The organism is Sphingomonas sp. BRN-1R, from assembly GCF_057748035.1.
Genome location: NZ_CM173236.1, coordinates 1,401,830 through 1,415,922 on the forward strand (window position 1 = coordinate 1,401,830; position 14,093 = coordinate 1,415,922).

Sequence of the window (14,093 nt, forward strand, 5' to 3'; positions counted from 1 at the left end):
CGGCGGAGGCGGGGGCCGCTTGAAGGGGTGCGAACCGGCCTCCGCCGGGGTGATGATTAGCGATCGCGTTCCAGGATGAAGCGGGCGATGTCGCGCAGAAGATCGGCCTCGGGGCCATAGCTGTGCAGATGCGCGACCGCCTGATCGACCAGCATGCGCGCCTGTTCGCGCGCACGCGGCAGGCCGAGCAGCGACAGGAACGTCTCCTTGCCGGCATCGCCGTCCTTGCCGAGCTTCTTGCCGACCGCCGCCTCGTCGCCCTCGACGTCGAGAATGTCGTCGGCGATCTGGAAGGCAAGGCCGATATCGCGCGCATAGCCACGCAGATGCGCTCGGCCCTCCGCCGGCAGCCGCCCGAGGATCGCGCCCGCCTCGACCGAACAGGCGATCAGCGCGCCGGTCTTGAGCGCCTGGAGCCGGGTGATCGTCGGCAGGTCGAAGCTGGTCTTCTCCGCCTCGATATCCATCATCTGCCCGCCTGCCATGCCCGCAGGGCCGGCGGCGCGGGCGAGATCGAGCACCAGTTCGCTGCGCACGAACGGATCGGCGTGGGTGGCCGGGTCGGCGAGCACCTCGAAGGCGAGCGCGTGGAGCGAATCACCGGCGAGGATCGCGGTCGCCTCGTCGTAGAGCTTGTGGACGGTCGGCTTGCCGCGCCGCATGTCGTCATCGTCCATCGCGGGCAGATCGTCGTGGATCAGCGAATAGACGTGGATGCATTCGATCGCGAGACCGGCGCGGCCCGCGCAATCACGATCGACCCCGAACAGCCGCGACGTGGCGTAGGTCAAAAGCGGGCGCAGCCGCTTGCCGCCGCCGATCGCGGCATGGCGCATCGCGGCGTAGAGATCCTCGCGCGGATCGCCGGGCAGCGTGAGCAACGTGTCGAAGCGCGCGTCGATATCGGCGCCGACTTCGGCGAGCGCATCGCCGAGCGAAAGAGTGGCAAGCGCAGTCATCATCAGCTCGCGGCGAAAGGTTGCACGGTGGCAGGCCGCCCTTCGGCGTCGAGCCGGATTGCCTCGATACGGGCCTGCGCGGCATCAAGCCGCTCGGCACAGCGGCGGCGTAGCCTGTCGCCGCGTTCGTAGAGGCGGATCGCCTCGTCGAGCGGTGCGTTGCCGGTTTCCAGCTGCGATACGATGGTCTCGAGTTCGCGCAGGGCTTCCTCGAAACTCAGGTCTTCAATGGGGCGATCCATGGCGCCGCTATGCGCGAGGCGAGTAACAGGGGTCAAGGAGTGCTGCGCCCGGAGTTGGTGTTCACTTCGGTTTTGGGCGCGGGATCACTCCAGCGTGTAAGGCACCGCGCCGCGCCGGTCCTGATCGACGGCGATGCGCCCGGCGGCGGGCGGGAAGGCGCGCTGGTCGCAGTCGCCGCGCGGGCAGATCCGGCAGGAGGTGCCGATCGGGGTCGCGATACCGTCCGTGCGCAGCGCGTCGGCATAAACGAAGTCGGCCGCGAACATTGCCTCGCAGCCGAGCGCGAGCGCGAAGCGGCGCGGCAGCCGGTCGTAGCCCTCGGCGGGCTTCACCAGCCCCTTGGCGATCGAGATGTAGCGTACTCCGTCGGGCGTCTCGGCGAGCTGGACGAGGATGCGGTCGGGAATCGCCACCGCTTCGTGGACGATCCACAGCGGACACGCCCCGCCGAAGCGCGCGAACTTCAGCCGCGTGGCGGAATGGCGCTTGGTGATGTTGCCCGCCATATCGACGCGGCAGAAGAAGAACGGAATGCCGAGCGCGCCCGGCCGTTGCAGCGTCGAGAGGCGGTGGCAGGTCTGTTCGAAGCTGGTGCCGAACTGTCGCCGCAGCCGGTCGATATCGTGACGCAGATCGCGCGCGGCGGCGCGGAACGCCTCGTAGGGCATCAGCAGCGCCCCCGCAGCATAGTTGAACAGCCCGGCGGCGAGCAGTTGCCGCCCCGGCTCGGAGCCGATCTCCGCCGCCTCGACCACCTCCGCGATGAGATCGGCGGCGGCGAGGCGCATGAAGCGATCGGCGAGCGCGAAGCGGATCGTCTCGGGCGGCTGCGCGCCGTCGATGCGGAGCAGCCCGGCCGCCGCATCGAAACTGCGCACCGTGCCGGGCGGGGCGTCATAGTCGGTGCGCACGCCGTAATCCTCGGCGAGCCGCTGTTCGATCGGGCGGGGATCGTCGGCGAGCGCCTCCGCGCGTCGATCGAGCGCGTCGATGTAATTGCTCGCATCGTTGAACCAGTCGCGCACCGCGTTCCACGGCAGGTGATCGGTCGCGCTCGCGCTCGAATCGAGCTGATCGTCGAGGATGCGAAGCTGCTCCTGCGCGCGCAGCAGCGCCTGATGCGTCGCGACGAGCCGGCGGGCGAGGCGGGGCTGCTGCTGCGTGGCGCGGCGCAGCGTTGCCTCGTCGAGCGGCTCGGCGGGAACGCTGGGGTCGGCGGCGGCGTCGAGCGCCTCGGCGAACAGGCGGCTGTCGTCGTTCGGGTCGAGCGGCGCCCAATGCGCGGGCGCCTCGCCCGACAGCGCCGCCAGCACGCGCGGGGTGAGCGGGCGGTGGCCGCTTTCGATCTGCGACAGGTAACTGACCGACAGCCCGATCCGCGCCGCCATCGCCGCCTGGCTGATGCCGAGCCGGTCGCGCAGTGCGCGCAGTTCGTGGCCGGCGTAGATGCGTCTCGTCGTCATGTCCTCTCCGTCGCCATCGGATCATGGTCCGCGGCGCTGCAACGTGCTTTAGTTTGCAAACCCACCCCGCGCAACTTTGCAAGATCACAGTTGCGCCCTGCGCGCCGCGTGCGAAGAGATGCCGCGCCACAGGAGACCGTGAATGTCCTCGACGATCGCCGAACTCGAACGCAAACGTGCCGCCGCCCGCATCGGCGGCGGTGAGAAGCGCATCGCCGCGCAGCATGCCAAGGGCAAGCTGACCGCGCGCGAGCGGCTCGACGTGCTGCTCGATCACGGCTCGTTCGAAGAGTACGACATGTACGTCGAGCATAATTGTACCGATTTCGGCATGCAGGACCAGATCGTGCCGGGCGACGGCGTCGTCACCGGTTCGGGGACGATCAACGGCCGGCTGGTGTTCGTGTTTTCGCAGGACTTCACCGTGTTCGGCGGCTCGCTGTCGGAACGGCACGCCACCAAGATCTGCAAGATCATGGACATGGCGATGAAAGTCGGCGCGCCCGTCATCGGCATCAACGATTCGGGCGGCGCGCGCATCCAGGAGGGCGTGGCGAGTCTGGCGGGCTATGCCGAGGTGTTCCAGCGCAACGTGCTGGCGAGTGGCGTGGTGCCGCAACTGAGCCTCATCATGGGGCCGTGCGCCGGCGGGGCGGTCTATTCGCCGGCGATGACCGACTTCATCTTCATGGTGAAGGATTCGAGCTACATGTTCGTGACCGGCCCCGACGTGGTGAAGACCGTCACCAACGAGGTCGTCACGCAGGAAGCGCTGGGCGGCGCGATCACGCACACCACCAAATCCTCGGTCGCCGATCTCGCACTGGAGGATGATATCGAGACGCTGCTGGCGGCGCGCGACTTCATCGATTTCCTGCCCGCCTCCAACCAGTCGCCGTTGCCCGAGCGGCCGACCTCGGACCCGTGGGACCGGCTTGAGGACAGCCTCGACACGCTGATCCCCGCCTCGGCCAACCAGCCCTACGACATGCACGAGCTGATCCGTAAGGTGGTGGACGAAGGCGATTTCTTCGAGGTGCAGCCGGCGCACGCGGGCAACATCATCACCGGCTTCGCGCGGATCGAGGGGCGCACGATCGGCATCATCGCCAACCAGCCGATGGTGCTGGCCGGGTGCCTCGACATCAACTCGTCCAAGAAGGCGGCTCGGTTCGTACGCTTCTGCGACGCGTTCGAAATCCCGATCGTGACGTTCGTGGACGTACCGGGTTTCCTGCCCGGCGTCGGGCAGGAGCATTCGGGCATCATCAAGCACGGCGCCAAGCTGCTGTTCGCCTATGCCGAGGCGACCGTGCCCAAGATCACCGTCATCACGCGCAAGGCCTATGGCGGCGCCTATGACGTGATGAGCTCCAAGCACCTGCGCGGCGACCTCAACTACGCATGGCCGACCGCCGAGATCGCGGTGATGGGCGCGAAGGGCGCGGTCGAGATCATCTTCCGCGGCCTGAACGCCGAAGGCATCGCCGAGAAGACCGCCGAGTACGAGGCGCGCTTCGCCAACCCGTTCGTCGCGGCGAGCAAGGGCTTCATCGACGAGGTGATCCAGCCGCACTCGACCCGCCGTCGGATCGCGCTCGGCCTGCGGAAACTGCGCGGCAAGGCGCTGGAGAACCCGTGGAAGAAGCACGACAACATTCCGCTGTGAGCGTGCGTACCGAACGGAGTGTTGCCGCATGACCGATAAACCCACGCTCGACCAATGGTCCGCCGCCGCCGCCAAGGAGGTGAAAGGCAAGGACCTTCTCTGGCAAACGCCCGAGGGGATCGCGGTCAAGCCGCTCTACACGCCTGAGGATGTGGCCGGTCTCGATTCCGGCCTGCCCGGTTTCGCGCCGTTCACGCGCGGGGTGCGCGCGTCGATGTATGCGGGGCGGCCGTGGACGATCCGCCAGTACGCCGGCTTCTCCACCGCTGAGGCGTCGAACGCCTTCTACCACCGCAATCTCAAGGCCGGGCAGAAGGGGCTGTCGGTCGCGTTCGATCTCGCCACGCATCGCGGGTACGACAGCGACCATCCGCGCGTGACCGGCGATGTCGGCAAGGCGGGCGTGGCGATCGACACGATCGACGACATGAAGATCCTGTTCGACGGCATTCCGCTCGATCAGATGAGCGTGTCGATGACGATGAACGGCGCGGTGATCCCGATCCTCGCCTTCTTCATCGTCGCGGGCGAGGAGCAGGGCGTCGATCGCAAATTGCTCGACGGGACCATCCAGAACGACATTCTCAAGGAGTTCATGGTCCGCAACACCTATATCTACCCGCCCGAACCCTCGATGCGGATCATCTCGGACATCTTCGGCTACACGTCGCGTGAGATGCCCAAGTTCAACAGCATCTCGATCAGCGGCTATCACATGCAGGAAGCCGGCGCGACGCAGGTGCAGGAGCTTGCCTTCACCATCGCCGACGGCATGGAATACGTGAAATACGGCGTCGCCTCCGGCCTCGATATCGACAAGTTCGCCGGCCGTCTGTCGTTCTTCTTCGCGATCGGCATGAACTTCTTCATGGAGATCGCCAAGCTGCGCGCCGCGCGCGTGCTGTGGCACCGCGCGATGACGCAATTGGGCGCGCAGGACGAACGCTCAAAGATGCTGCGCACGCATTGCCAGACGAGCGGGGTCAGCCTTACCGAGCAGGATCCGTACAACAACGTCATGCGCACCACGATCGAGGCGATGGCGGCGATGCTCGGCGGTACGCAGAGCCTCCACACCAACGCGCTCGACGAGGCGATCGCGCTGCCTACCGACTTCTCCGCGCGGATCGCGCGCAACACCCAGATCGTGCTCCAGGAAGAGACCGGGATGACCAAGGTGGTCGATCCCCTTGGTGGCAGCTACTATGTCGAGAGCCTGACCCAGCAACTGGTCGATGCCGCGTGGGAGATCATCGAGCGCGTGCAGGCTGAGGGCGGCATGGCCAAGGCGGTCGCGGCGGGCTGGCCCAAGGCGATGATCGAGGAGGCGAGCGCCGGCCGTGCCGCCCGCGTCGATCGCGGTGAGGACGTCATCGTCGGCGTCAACAAATACCGGCTCGCCGAGGAGGCACCAATCGACATTCTCGATGTCGACAATCATGCGGTGCGTGAAGCGCAGATCGCCCGCATCGCCAAGGTGAAGGCGGGCCGCGACGAGGCCGCCTGTCAGGCCGCGCTCGATGCTTTGCGCGAGGGCGCGCGGGGCAACGCGAACCTGCTCGAACTGGCGGTCGAGTGCGCGCGCGCTCGTGCGACGCTCGGCGAGATCAGCCAGGCGATGGAGGACGTGTTCGGCCGCTACGGCACCAAGCCGACGCCCGTGTCGGGCATCTACGGCGGGGCATATGGCGACGACGCCAAGTGGCAGGGGTTGGTTTACGGCGTCGGCTCGATCTCGCGCGCCAAGGGCCGCAAACCGCGCCTGTTCGTCGCCAAGATGGGGCAGGACGGGCACGATCGCGGCGCCAATCTCGTCTCCTCCGCATTCGGTGATCTAGGGTTCGAGGTGGTGCCGGGGCCGTTGTTCCAGACGCCGCGCGAAGCCGCCGATCTCGCCATCGCACAGGACGTCGACGTGGTGGGCGCCTCCAGCCTCGCTGCCGGGCACAAGACGCTGATCCCCGAGCTGATCGGCCATCTGCGCGAAGCCGGGCGCAGCGACATCAAGGTGATCGCCGGCGGGGTGATCCCGGCGCAGGATTATCAGATGCTCCGCGATGCCGGCGTTCAGGGCATTTTCGGGCCGGGTACGAATCTGGTGGACGCGGCGGGCGAGGTGTTGAAATTGCTGGGGCATAACATGCCACCAGTCGAGGACGTCGCGTAATGAGTTTGGATCTTTCCATCAGTGCTCCCGCCGAAGCGGCAGCCCAGGGCCACGAGGACGCCGCTGGCGACACCGTGCGCGTCGCCTCGCGCGAGCAGGGTGGCGTCCGCACCGACTGGACACGGGCGGAGATCGCCGAACTGTTCGATCTTCCGTTCGACGAACTGATGTTCCGCGCGCAAACCGTGCACCGCGCGTACCATGCGCCCTCGCAGGTGCAACTCTGTACGCTCCTGTCGATCAAGACCGGCGGCTGCCCGGAGGATTGCGGCTATTGCAACCAGTCCGCCAGCGCCGAGACCGAGTTGAAGGCGTCCAAGCTGATGGACGTGCGCGCGGTGCTGCAATCGGCCGCGCAGGCCAAGGACGCCGGGTCGCAGCGGTTCTGCATGGGCGCGGCATGGCGCAACCCCAAGGACAAGGACATGCCCGCCATCGTCGAGATGGTGCGCGGCGTGCGTGCGATGGGCATGGAGACGTGCATGACGCTCGGCATGCTCACCCCGTCGCAGGCCGATCAGCTCGCCGAGGCCGGGCTCGATTACTACAACCACAATATCGACACGAGCCCTGAGAAATACGGCGAGGTCATCACCACGCGCACCTTTCAGGATCGGCTCGATACGCTGGAGAACGTGCGCGAGGCGGGCATCAACGTCTGTTGCGGCGGCATCGTCGGCATGGGCGAGACGCGCGGGGATCGCGTCGGCTTCGTCCACGCGCTCGCCACCTTGCCGCGCCACCCGGAGAGCGTGCCGGTCAACGCGCTGGTGCCGGTGAAGGGCACGGTGCTCGGCGACATGCTCGCCGATACGCCGCTCGCCAAGATCGACGATATCGAGTTCGTCCGTACCGTCGCGGTCGCGCGCATAACCATGCCGCTGTCGATGGTGCGCCTGTCGGCGGGCCGCGAGAGCATGAGCGAGGCGACTCAGGCCTTGTGCTTCATGGCGGGCGCGAACTCGATCTTCACCGGCGACCGGCTGCTCACCACCGGCAACCGCGGCGACAGCGCGGATGCGACGCTGTTCGCCAAGCTCGGCGTCACCGCGATGCAGGGCGAGGAACCGGCGCGCGCGGCGAAGCAGGGGGGCTGCGGTTCGTGCTGATCCCGTTGCTGATGCTTGCCGCCGCCACGCCCGATTGCGCCACCGCGCAGACGCAAATGGCCATGACCGAATGCGCCGGCCGCGATGCCGGTGCGGCCGATGCCGCGCTCAACGCGCAATACCGGATCACGCTTGCGGACATGAAGAAGCGCGACGCGTTCATCGATCCCAAGGTGGACACGGACATCTCCTATTCGGCCGCGCTGCTGACCGCGCAACGCGCCTGGCTCGCCTTTCGCGATGCCGAGTGCCACAGCGAAGGCATGGCGATGCGCGGCGGATCGGCGCAGCGGATGCTCGTGTCCCGCTGCCTCGCCACGCTGACGCGGACGCGCATCGCGCAGCTCAAGCAACTGGTGCCGCAACAATGATCGCGCTCGCCCTGCTGCTGGCCGGGGCGGCGACGCCCCAGGTCCGTCCCACGCCGCACCCTACGCCCAAGCCAACCCCGCACGCCACGCCGACTCCCGGCCCGCAAACTCAGCGCGCGCTCGCCGAATACAAGGCGGCGGATGCGGCGATGGCGAGCCAGTGGCGCGTCACCAACGCCTTCATGAAGGGCAAGGACGCGCAGGATCATCAGCGCAGCCACTTCGCCTATGCCGAGGCGCTGCTGACCAGCCAGCGCACATGGATCACCTATCGCGACGCCGCCTGCCGGGTCGAGGGCGGGGTCCATGCCGGCGACGTGCGGCAGGCACTGATCGTCGCGCAATGCAAGACGGCGCTGACCAACGCGCGACGCTTGCAGTTGAAGGGGCTGATGGCGGGCGAATGACGCGCGTGCGCGCGACCGAGACAGAAACCGAAATTTAGGCGAGGACCGATGTTCAAGAAAATCCTGGTCGCCAATCGTGGCGAGATCGCATGCCGCGTGATGCGCACCGCCAAGAAGATGGGCATCGCCACCGTTGCGGTCTATTCCGATGCGGACGCGCGCGCGCCGCATGTGCTGATGGCGGACGAGGCGGTGCGGCTCGGGCCGGCACCGGCGGCGGAGAGCTATCTCAAGGCCGAACTGATCCTGCTCGCCGCGAAGGAGACGGGTGCGGACTGTATCCACCCGGGCTACGGCTTCCTCTCCGAACGCGAGAGTTTCGCGCGCGCCTGCGCCGAGGCGGGGATCGCCTTCGTCGGGCCGCCGCCGAACGCGATTGCGGCAATGGGCGACAAGATCGAATCGAAGAAGCTGGCGAAGGCGGCGGGCGTCAACGTCGTGCCCGGCTTCCTTGGCGAGATCGCCGATACCGAGGAAGCGGTGAAGATCGCCACCGAGATCGGCTATCCGGTGATGATGAAGGCAAGCGCAGGCGGCGGCGGCAAGGGCATGCGGCTCGCCTACAGCGAGCAGGACGTACGCGAGGGCTTCGAGGCGACCAAGCGCGAGGGGCTCGCCAGCTTCGGCGACGACCGCGTGTTCATCGAGAAGTTCATCGAAAGCCCGCGCCATATCGAAATCCAGGTGATGGGCGATCAGCACGGCAACATCGTCTATCTCGGCGAGCGCGAATGTTCGATCCAGCGCCGCCACCAGAAGGTGGTCGAGGAAGCGCCGTCGCCGTTCGTCACGCCCGCGATGCGCAAGAGCATGGGCGAGCAGGCGGTCGCGCTCGCGCGTGCGGTCGGGTATTACAGCGCGGGCACGGTCGAGCTGATCGTGTCAGGCGCGGACAAGACCGGCAAGGGCTTCTACTTCCTCGAAATGAACACCCGGCTCCAGGTCGAGCATCCCGTGACCGAGGCCGTCACCGGGCTCGATCTGGTCGAGCTGATGATCCGCGTTGCGGCTGGCGAGAAGCTGCCGTTCGCGCAGAAGGACGTGACGCTGACCGGCTGGGCGATCGAGAACCGCGTCTATGCCGAAGATCCGTATCGCGGCTTCCTGCCGTCGATCGGGCGGCTGGTGCATTATGATCCCCCCGCCGACGAACGGCCCGAATACGGCCCCGTCGCCAAGGGTGCGCCTTACGTCCGCGTCGACGACGGCGTGCGCGAGGGCGGCGAGGTCAGCATGTTCTACGATCCGATGATCGCCAAGCTCATCACCCATGCCGATACGCGGCTGGCGGCGATCGACCTCCAGATCGCCGCGCTCGACCAGTTCGAGATTTCGGGGCCGGGCAACAATCTCGATTTCCTGTCGGCGCTGATGCAGCACGACCGCTTCCGCTCGGGCGAGATCACCACCGGCTTCATCGCCGAGGAATATCCCGAAGGCTTCACCGGCGCGCCTGCCTCGCCAGCGTTGCTGGGTGAACTGGCGGCGGTCGCGGCGTTCGCGGCGACGGCGGAGGCTGACCGCGCGCGGCGTACCGACGGGCAACTCGGCAAGCGGCTCGATCCGCCGTCCGACTGGGTGGTGCGGGTCGCGGGCAAGGACCATGCGGTCGCGGTGTCCGAGGACGCGATCACCGTCGATGGCGCCGAGATCGACATCGCGATGGAATATACCCCGGGCGACCGAGTGATCGAGGCCGAGATTGACGGCACGCCGCTGTTCGTCAAGATCGCGCGCACCCGCACCGGCTTCCGCCTCAATGCGCGTGGCGCGGTGCATGTCGCGCGCGTGCTGCCCGCGCATGTCGCGCCGTACGCGCAGCACCTGCTGGTGAAGGTGCCGCCCGATCTGTCGAAGTTCCTGCTGTGCCCGATGCCGGGGCTGCTCCAGAAGCTCTATGTCGGCGAGGGCGACAAGGTCGAGGCGGGGCAGCCGCTCGCCGTGGTTGAGGCGATGAAGATGGAGAACATCCTGCGCGCCGAGAAGGCGGGCGTGGTGAAGGCGGTCAACGCCGCGCCGGGCGAGAGCCTCGCGGTGGATGCGGTGATCCTCGAAATGGCGTAACCCGCCGGATTTTTAGGAGGCATCAAGCCTGACCAAAAGCGTCACCCCAGCGCAAGCTGGGGTCTCCTTGGGGCGGCCGCTGCGCCCGCCGCCGGGCGATGCCAGCTTCCGCTGGCATGACGGTGGGGTGAGGAGCTACTCCTTCGCCTGCTCGAACGACTCCATCAGCGTTCGCGCGGCGTCGCGATCGGCGGCATCCTCGAACGCGACGTCGAGATCGGGCGCGACGCCGAGCATCTGCATCAGCGCCCACATGCCGAAGCGCCGTCCGCGATCGGTCTCCAGCCCGAACTCGACGCGCAGCCGCTCCGCGCCCGCCTGCAACGCGGCGGGCGACACCGCGCCGAGATCGTCGGTGCCGAAATAGCGTACGAACAGGTCTTCGAGCTTCATTCGTCGATCTTCGCGCCGTCGAGCGTGCGCTCCCGTCGCTCCGCCTCGGTACGTTCGGCGGCCCTTTGCGCTGGCGTGCGGCCGTGCAGCGCGCGGTTCTGTTCGGCGATGGCGGCGGCTTCTGCGCGCGCTTTTGCCTTACGGGCGGTTCGGAGGTTGACGATCTCGGCCATGCGCGTGTGTAACCGCTTGCGTTTCGCACGCCAACCGGCATAGCCGCGCGCCCGACCCGTCGCTTGAGGAACTCGCCCGTGTACGACGCAATCGGCCTCGATTTCGGCACCACCAACAGCGTCGTCGCGCGTGTTGGCGCAGACGGTGCGGCGCATCTGGTCGAGTTCGCCGCGCCCGGCGAGACGAGCGCGGTGTTCCGCTCGGCCTTGTGCTTCTACGAGGATGACGGGCTGGTCTGCGAGGCGGGGCCGTGGGCGATCGCCGAATATCTGGAATATCCGCAGGGCAGCCGCTTCCTGCAATCGTTCAAATCAGTGGCCGCCAGCGCGACGTTCGAACACGCCTCGATCTTCGAGAAACGCATGCGCTTCGAGGAGTTGGGCAAGCTGTTCCTCGCCAAGCTCGCGTCGCACACCGGCGGCGCGCTCGCCAAGCCGCCGCAGCGCGTGGTGGTCGGCCGCCCGGTCCATTACGCCGGCGCACGACCCGACGAGACGCTGGCCCGGCAACGCTATGACGCGATGTTCGCAGGCTTCGGCGCGGAAATTCATTACGTATACGAACCGCTCGGCGCGGCGTTCAGCTATGCGTCGCGGCTGGACGAGGCGGCGACCATCCTCGTTGCGGATTTCGGCGGCGGCACCAGCGATTTCTCGGTGGTGCGCGTCGCGCCGCCGGGAGCTACGAAGCGCTGCACGCCGCTCGGCCATGCCGGCATCGGCATCGCCGGCGACCAGTTCGATTCGCGTATCGTCGACAAGTTGGTGCTGCCGATCCTCGGCGCGGGCGGGCTGTACCGATCGTTCGACAAACAGCTCGAAATCCCGCGCGGCTATTTCAGCGATTTCAGCGACTGGTCGCGGCTCGCGCTGATGCGCAACCGCCGCACGCTCGAGGATCTGCGCAAGCTGCAATATAACGCGCTAGATCCGCAGGCGATCGGGCGGATGATCGCGATCATCGAGCAGGAGCAGGGCTATCGGCTGTACGATTCGGTCGGGAAACTGAAGCGCGCCCTGTCGGGCGCGGACGCGGCCGACTTCCATTTCGACGGCGAGGGCGTGATGATCGACGCGCATGTGACGCGCGCGCAGTTCGAGGGCTGGATCGCCGACGATCTCGCGCGGATGGCCGCGACGGTGGACCGCGCATTGGCCGAGGCCGGCGTGGACGAGAGCGGCATCGACCGCGTGTTCCTCACTGGCGGCACCTCGCTGATCCCGAGCGTGCGCGCGCTGTTCACCGGGCGCTTCGGCGAGGATCGGATCGCCACCGGAGGCGAACTCACCTCGATCGCCAACGGGCTGGCGCTGATCGGGCAGGAGGATGACGTCGCCGCCTGGGCGGTGTGACGCTCACGCCTCGGTCGACTCGGTCGTCCAGCCCAGCCCCGGGATCGTGATCGACCGCCGCCCCGACAGATCGACACGCGTCACGAAGATGTTGCGCCCCTCGATATAGCTCATCACCCGCCGCGCGCGCCCCAACGAACTGGTGCCGTAGATGCGCGCGATGTCCTCGTCGGTCGGGCAGGGCACGCCGTCGCGGGCGGCGCGCGCGACCAGCAGGAACGCGCCGAGCATGTCGTCGGGCAAGGTCGCCGCCATCGCCAGCGCGGGTGCCCATTCGGTATCGAGCCCGTCGAAGATGCCCGCACGCGCCGCCGCCAGCCGTCGCGCGAAAGCGGACGGATCGAGCGGCGCGCGGCGCACGCCGACCATGCGGCAGCGCACCTGGAAATCCTGGTACAGCACCGCCGCCGCGCGACCGCCCGATTCGGGATCTTCGGCGATCGCGCGCAGCACGTCGACGATGATCGCCTCCAGCGCCTCGGGCTCGATCTCGGGCTCAGGTTCGGCGCGGACCGGTTCGGGGCGGGCGATCGCATTGTCCATCGCGTCGGCCGAGCCGGGCATGCGCGGCGGCGGCGGGTTGGCGGCGGCGTGCATGAACAGCGTCGGTTCGTCGACTTCGACCTCGGTCATCAGCAGCTCGCGCATATCGGTCGCCTGCGATTGCGGCAGCGGCGTCAGCACCGGGCTGCCGCTGCGCGCCGAAGTGAGCACCTGCCCGATCTTCACCATGATCGGCCGCCGCGCGATCGCCGGGCCAAGCCCGAGGAAGGTGCCGCGCGTGAGATCGCGGATCTGTTCGGCCTGCCGCCGTTCCATGCCCAGCAGATCGGCCGCGCGCGCCATGTCGATATCGAGGAAGGTGCGCCCCATCAGGAAGTTCGACGCCTCCGCCGCGACGTTCTTCGACAATTTGGCGAGTCGCTGCGTGGCGATGATCCCGGCGAGCCCGCGCTTGCGCCCGCGCGACATCAGGTTCGCCATCGCCGACAGCGAGGCGCGGCGCACCTCCTCGGTCACTTCCGCACCCGCGGCGGGGGCGAAGATCTGCGCCTCGTCGATCACCACCAAGGCCGGATACCAATGTTCGCGCGGGGCATCGAACAGCCCCATCAGGAAGGCGGCGGCGCAGCGCATCTGCCCCTCCATCTCCAGCCCCTCAAGGCTGAGCACCACCGAGGAGCGGTGCTCGCGCGCGCGGCCGGCGAAGCGCGTGATCTCGGCGACCGAATAGTCCACCGCCTCGATCGCGACGTGACCATAGGGGCCGGAGAGAGTGACGAAATCGCCCTCGGGATCGATGATGATCTGCTGCACCTCGCGCGCGCTGCCTTCGAGCAGGCGGCGCAACAGGTAGGATTTGCCCGAACCCGAATTGCCTTGCACGAGCAGGCGGGTGGCGAGCAGTTCCTCAAGATCGATCGTCACCGCGCCGCCATTGGCGTCGGTGCCCATGTCCACACGGAAGGTCATGGGCAGCGAATGGCGGAAAGGGGCGGGGGGGAGCAAGCGTTATTGCGCTTTCCTGACCCGTGCCCGCTCACCACCGTTCGTCCCGAGCGAAGTCGAGGGGCGGATGTTGGGCAGGTGTCTCGACTTCGCTCGACACGAACGGTTTGAGGGGAGGGCGTCCCACCCCCGTTCGTCCTCAGCCAAGTCGAAGGGCGTGCCGCAAGTGCTGCGATTCGCACAGTGCTTCGACTTCGCCCAGTACGAACGGGT

General features: G+C 67.6%; 13 protein-coding genes. 7 read left to right on the top strand and 6 right to left on the bottom strand.

What is annotated here, in order from left to right; translation table 11 throughout:
* Nucleotides 1-56: 56 nt before the first annotated feature.
* The 3 genes from AC3ANX_RS06365 to AC3ANX_RS06375 form a co-directional block, all read right to left on the bottom strand.
* A complete protein-coding gene (locus AC3ANX_RS06365) occupies nt 57-959 on the bottom strand; it encodes a polyprenyl synthetase family protein (RefSeq protein ID WP_488336895.1) in 903 nt (300 codons plus the stop codon).
* Nucleotides 960-961: 2 nt separating this feature from the next.
* Nucleotides 962-1,201 carry an exodeoxyribonuclease VII small subunit gene (locus tag AC3ANX_RS06370; protein WP_488336896.1) on the bottom strand — a complete coding sequence of 80 codons (240 nt, stop codon included), beginning with the start codon at nt 1,199-1,201 and terminating at the stop codon, nt 962-964.
* Between the two features lie 84 nt (nt 1,202-1,285).
* On the bottom strand, nt 1,286-2,665 hold the full coding sequence (locus AC3ANX_RS06375) for a helix-turn-helix domain-containing protein (protein ID WP_488336168.1): 1,380 nt from the start codon (nt 2,663-2,665) through the stop codon (nt 1,286-1,288).
* Nucleotides 2,666-2,807: 142 nt separating this feature from the next.
* Between AC3ANX_RS06375 and AC3ANX_RS06380 the strand changes: the two genes are divergently transcribed.
* Genes AC3ANX_RS06380 through AC3ANX_RS06405 form a run of 6 tightly spaced genes read left to right on the top strand, consistent with a single transcriptional unit; the run spans nt 2,808 to nt 10,452 of the window.
* Nucleotides 2,808-4,334: an acyl-CoA carboxylase subunit beta gene (locus AC3ANX_RS06380; protein WP_488336169.1), complete on the top strand. Its 1,527-nt coding sequence runs from the start codon at nt 2,808-2,810 to the stop codon at nt 4,332-4,334.
* 28 nt (nt 4,335-4,362) lie between these two features.
* Nucleotides 4,363-6,501, top strand: a complete 2,139-nt coding sequence (gene scpA / locus AC3ANX_RS06385; protein WP_488336170.1) for a methylmalonyl-CoA mutase — start codon at nt 4,363-4,365, stop codon at nt 6,499-6,501.
* Nucleotides 6,501-7,610 (top strand): biotin synthase BioB, encoded by a 1,110-nt coding sequence (bioB, locus tag AC3ANX_RS06390; RefSeq protein WP_488336171.1) that lies wholly within the window; start codon nt 6,501-6,503, stop codon nt 7,608-7,610. Before scpA ends, bioB begins: the two co-directional genes overlap by 1 nt.
* On the top strand, nt 7,604-7,981 hold the full coding sequence (locus AC3ANX_RS06395) for a lysozyme inhibitor LprI family protein (protein ID WP_488336172.1): 378 nt from the start codon (nt 7,604-7,606) through the stop codon (nt 7,979-7,981). The genes bioB and AC3ANX_RS06395 overlap by 7 nt, the downstream gene beginning before the upstream one ends.
* The gene (locus AC3ANX_RS06400; protein WP_488336173.1) at nt 7,978-8,388 is read left to right on the top strand and encodes a lysozyme inhibitor LprI family protein; all 411 of its coding nucleotides are present in this window, start codon (nt 7,978-7,980) and stop codon (nt 8,386-8,388) included. Before AC3ANX_RS06395 ends, AC3ANX_RS06400 begins: the two co-directional genes overlap by 4 nt.
* 48 nt (nt 8,389-8,436) lie before the next feature.
* The gene (locus AC3ANX_RS06405) at nt 8,437-10,452 is read left to right on the top strand and encodes an ATP-binding protein (RefSeq protein WP_488336174.1); all 2,016 of its coding nucleotides are present in this window, start codon (nt 8,437-8,439) and stop codon (nt 10,450-10,452) included.
* A gap of 135 nt (nt 10,453-10,587) precedes the next feature.
* Here AC3ANX_RS06405 and AC3ANX_RS06410 read toward each other — a convergent pair whose 3' ends face one another.
* Together AC3ANX_RS06410 and AC3ANX_RS06415 are read right to left on the bottom strand one after the other, a co-directional pair.
* Nucleotides 10,588-10,845: a hypothetical protein gene (locus AC3ANX_RS06410; RefSeq protein WP_488336175.1), complete on the bottom strand. Its 258-nt coding sequence runs from the start codon at nt 10,843-10,845 to the stop codon at nt 10,588-10,590.
* Nucleotides 10,842-11,018, bottom strand: coding sequence for a DUF4169 family protein (locus AC3ANX_RS06415; protein WP_488336176.1), 177 nt, complete (start codon nt 11,016-11,018; stop codon nt 10,842-10,844). The genes AC3ANX_RS06410 and AC3ANX_RS06415 overlap by 4 nt, the downstream gene beginning before the upstream one ends.
* A gap of 78 nt (nt 11,019-11,096) precedes the next feature.
* Between AC3ANX_RS06415 and AC3ANX_RS06420 the strand changes: the two genes are divergently transcribed.
* Nucleotides 11,097-12,371 (top strand): Hsp70 family protein, encoded by a 1,275-nt coding sequence (locus tag AC3ANX_RS06420; protein ID WP_488336177.1) that lies wholly within the window; start codon nt 11,097-11,099, stop codon nt 12,369-12,371.
* Nucleotides 12,372-12,374: 3 nt separating this feature from the next.
* Here the strand turns inward: AC3ANX_RS06420 and AC3ANX_RS06425 are convergent, their stop codons facing one another.
* Nucleotides 12,375-13,844, bottom strand: a complete 1,470-nt coding sequence (locus tag AC3ANX_RS06425; protein WP_488336178.1) for an ATP-binding protein — start codon at nt 13,842-13,844, stop codon at nt 12,375-12,377.
* Nucleotides 13,845-14,093: the final 249 nt, after the last annotated feature.

What these genes read in the sequence shown, in the direction of transcription:
- AC3ANX_RS06365 (WP_488336895.1), bottom strand. Translation starts at nt 959, where the DNA reads ATGACTGCGCTTGCCACTCTTTCGCTCGGCGATGCGCTCGCCGAAGTC.
- AC3ANX_RS06370 (WP_488336896.1), bottom strand. Translation starts at nt 1,201, where the DNA reads ATGGATCGCCCCATTGAAGACCTGAGTTTCGAGGAAGCCCTGCGCGAA.
- AC3ANX_RS06375 (WP_488336168.1), bottom strand. Translation starts at nt 2,665, where the DNA reads ATGACGACGAGACGCATCTACGCCGGCCACGAACTGCGCGCACTGCGC.
- AC3ANX_RS06380 (WP_488336169.1), top strand. Translation starts at nt 2,808, where the DNA reads ATGTCCTCGACGATCGCCGAACTCGAACGCAAACGTGCCGCCGCCCGC.
- scpA (WP_488336170.1), top strand. Translation starts at nt 4,363, where the DNA reads ATGACCGATAAACCCACGCTCGACCAATGGTCCGCCGCCGCCGCCAAG.
- bioB (WP_488336171.1), top strand. Translation starts at nt 6,501, where the DNA reads ATGAGTTTGGATCTTTCCATCAGTGCTCCCGCCGAAGCGGCAGCCCAG.
- AC3ANX_RS06400 (WP_488336173.1), top strand. Translation starts at nt 7,978, where the DNA reads ATGATCGCGCTCGCCCTGCTGCTGGCCGGGGCGGCGACGCCCCAGGTC.
- AC3ANX_RS06405 (WP_488336174.1), top strand. Translation starts at nt 8,437, where the DNA reads ATGTTCAAGAAAATCCTGGTCGCCAATCGTGGCGAGATCGCATGCCGC.
- AC3ANX_RS06410 (WP_488336175.1), bottom strand. Translation starts at nt 10,845, where the DNA reads ATGAAGCTCGAAGACCTGTTCGTACGCTATTTCGGCACCGACGATCTC.
- AC3ANX_RS06415 (WP_488336176.1), bottom strand. Translation starts at nt 11,018, where the DNA reads ATGGCCGAGATCGTCAACCTCCGAACCGCCCGTAAGGCAAAAGCGCGC.
- AC3ANX_RS06425 (WP_488336178.1), bottom strand. Translation starts at nt 13,844, where the DNA reads ATGACCTTCCGTGTGGACATGGGCACCGACGCCAATGGCGGCGCGGTG.